At 70.6% G+C, this 1,770-nt stretch carries 3 protein-coding genes; 1 reads left to right on the top strand and 2 read right to left on the bottom strand.

Going from position 1 to position 1,770, the window contains the following annotated elements; translation table 11 throughout:
* Both G6030_RS00970 and G6030_RS00975 read right to left on the bottom strand, forming a co-directional pair.
* Positions 1-619, bottom strand: a 619-nt coding sequence (locus G6030_RS00970; protein ID WP_182641909.1) for a rhomboid family intramembrane serine protease, incomplete at its 3' end; no start/stop codon positions are given.
* A gap of 88 nt (positions 620-707) precedes the next feature.
* Positions 708-1,238, bottom strand: coding sequence for a peptidylprolyl isomerase (locus G6030_RS00975; protein ID WP_182641910.1), 531 nt, complete (start codon positions 1,236-1,238; stop codon positions 708-710).
* A 71-nt stretch (positions 1,239-1,309) separates the two neighbouring features.
* Here G6030_RS00975 and G6030_RS00980 point away from each other — a divergent pair.
* Positions 1,310-1,770 (top strand): hypothetical protein (locus tag G6030_RS00980; protein WP_182641911.1); only part of this gene is annotated, 461 nt, incomplete at its 3' end.

Raw genomic sequence — 1,770 nt, forward strand, 5'->3', positions numbered from 1 at the left:
GCCGCACACGGGCGGGCAGGCGCCGCGGCAGCACCACCAGCGCGACGGCGGCGACCGCCCCCACCGCGAGCCCGCCGAGATGCGCGCCCAGCGAGACCCCGGGGACGATGAAGCTGACGCCGATGTTGAGCACGAGCAGCAAGCCGATGCCCTTGACGTCGAGGCGCAGGGACATGGCGACAATGGCGTACGCCCCCATCAGCCCGAAGATGGCCCCGGAGGCTCCGGCGGTGAGCGCGTTCTGGCTGGTGAACATCACCGCCACGGACCCGCCGAGGGCGGAGACGAGATAGAGACCCAGGAACCGGGCGTGCCCGATGCTGCGCTCGATCCCCAGACCGAGGATCCACAGCATGTACATGTTGAGCAGCAGGTGCATCGGGCCGAAATGCTGGAACGCCGAGGTGAGCAGCCGCCACCACTCGTCGCGGACCGCCACCATCGGCGGGAAGAGGGCCGTGGCCTCGAACAGGGCCGACGCGCTGTTCGCCATGATGCTGCGCGCCTGCGCCGCGGTGGCGACGTAGACGGCGAGGTTGGCGGTGATGAGCCACGCCGTGACCGGCTGGAGGCGGAAGAAGCGCGAGACCGCGCCACCGCGGTGGGTCTGGATGCTCATGGCTCCCGGTTCGTCGTGCTGCGGATAGACGTGCGGCGCGGGCCCGGGAGTCCCGGGACCCGCGCCGCCGACCGGCCGGGGAGGTCGGTCAGGAGATCTCGATCGACTCGATCACGACGTCCTCGGTCGGACGGTCCATCGCACCGGTACGGGTGGTGGCGATGGCGTCGACGACCTTGCGGGAGTCCTCGTCGGCGACCTTGCCGAAGATGGTGTGGCGGTTGTTCAGGTGCGGCGTGGGGCCGACCGTGATGAAGAACTGCGATCCGTTTGTGCCCGGTCCGGCGTTGGCCATGGCCAGCAGGTAGGGCTCGGAGAACTGCAGCTCCGGGTGGAACTCGTCCTTGAACTGGTAACCCGGGCCGCCGCGGCCGGTGCCCGTGGGGTCGCCGCCCTGGATCATGAAGCCGGAGATGACGCGGTGGAAGATGGAGCCGTCGTAGAACGGGCCGGTCTTCTCCCCCTTGGCGTTAGCCTGGGAGTACTCCTTGGAGCCGTCGGCCAGCCCGACGAAGTTCTGCACGGTCCCCGGGGCGTGGTTGCCGTACAGCTCGACGACGATGTCGCCCCGGTTGGTGTGGATGGTTGCCTTCTGCGTTGCGATGCTCACGTGTCCCATCCTGCCACGATGGTGGAACCGATGTCGGCGAGGTGGTGGTCGGTGTCCGAGCGCTGTGCCACCATCGTCACATGAGCACACGAAGCGATCGCGCCGCCCACCGCAAGGCCGTCAAGCAGGCGGACAAGGACCTGAACAAGGCTGGGACCGCCGCGCGCAAGGCGTTCGACCTCAAGGACCCGCGGTTCCTCGGCGAGGCCGCCGTCGCCGCCACCCGGGGCCCCGTCGGGCTCGCCCTCTTCGGAGCAAGCCGCGGCATCCAGGTGCTCCGTGAGCGCCGCGCGGAGCAGGCGGAGATCCTCGGTGACCTCGCGGCCGACGCCCGCCAGCACGCCGACTCCCTGCGCGAGAAGACCTCCGCCCTCGCCACGCCGCAGGAGAAGCGCAGCCCGCTGCGTCGCTTCGCGCCGCTGTGGATCGTGGGACTCGTCGGCGGTGCCGCCGTCGTCGGCGCCACCGCGTACTTCCTGCGCGACCCGGGTTCGCCCGCTCCCTCCTCCCCGCCGGCGCCCAAGCCCACCCCGGCTCCGCC

The sequence above is a fragment of the Dietzia sp. E1 genome (assembly GCF_014145015.1).
Lineage (GTDB): Bacteria > Actinomycetota > Actinomycetes > Mycobacteriales > Mycobacteriaceae > Dietzia > Dietzia cinnamea_A.

Excerpts from the sequence above, each read along its gene's own strand:
- G6030_RS00975 (WP_182641910.1), bottom strand. The coding sequence starts at position 1,238 with ATGGGACACGTGAGCATCGCAACGCAGAAGGCAACCATCCACACCAAC.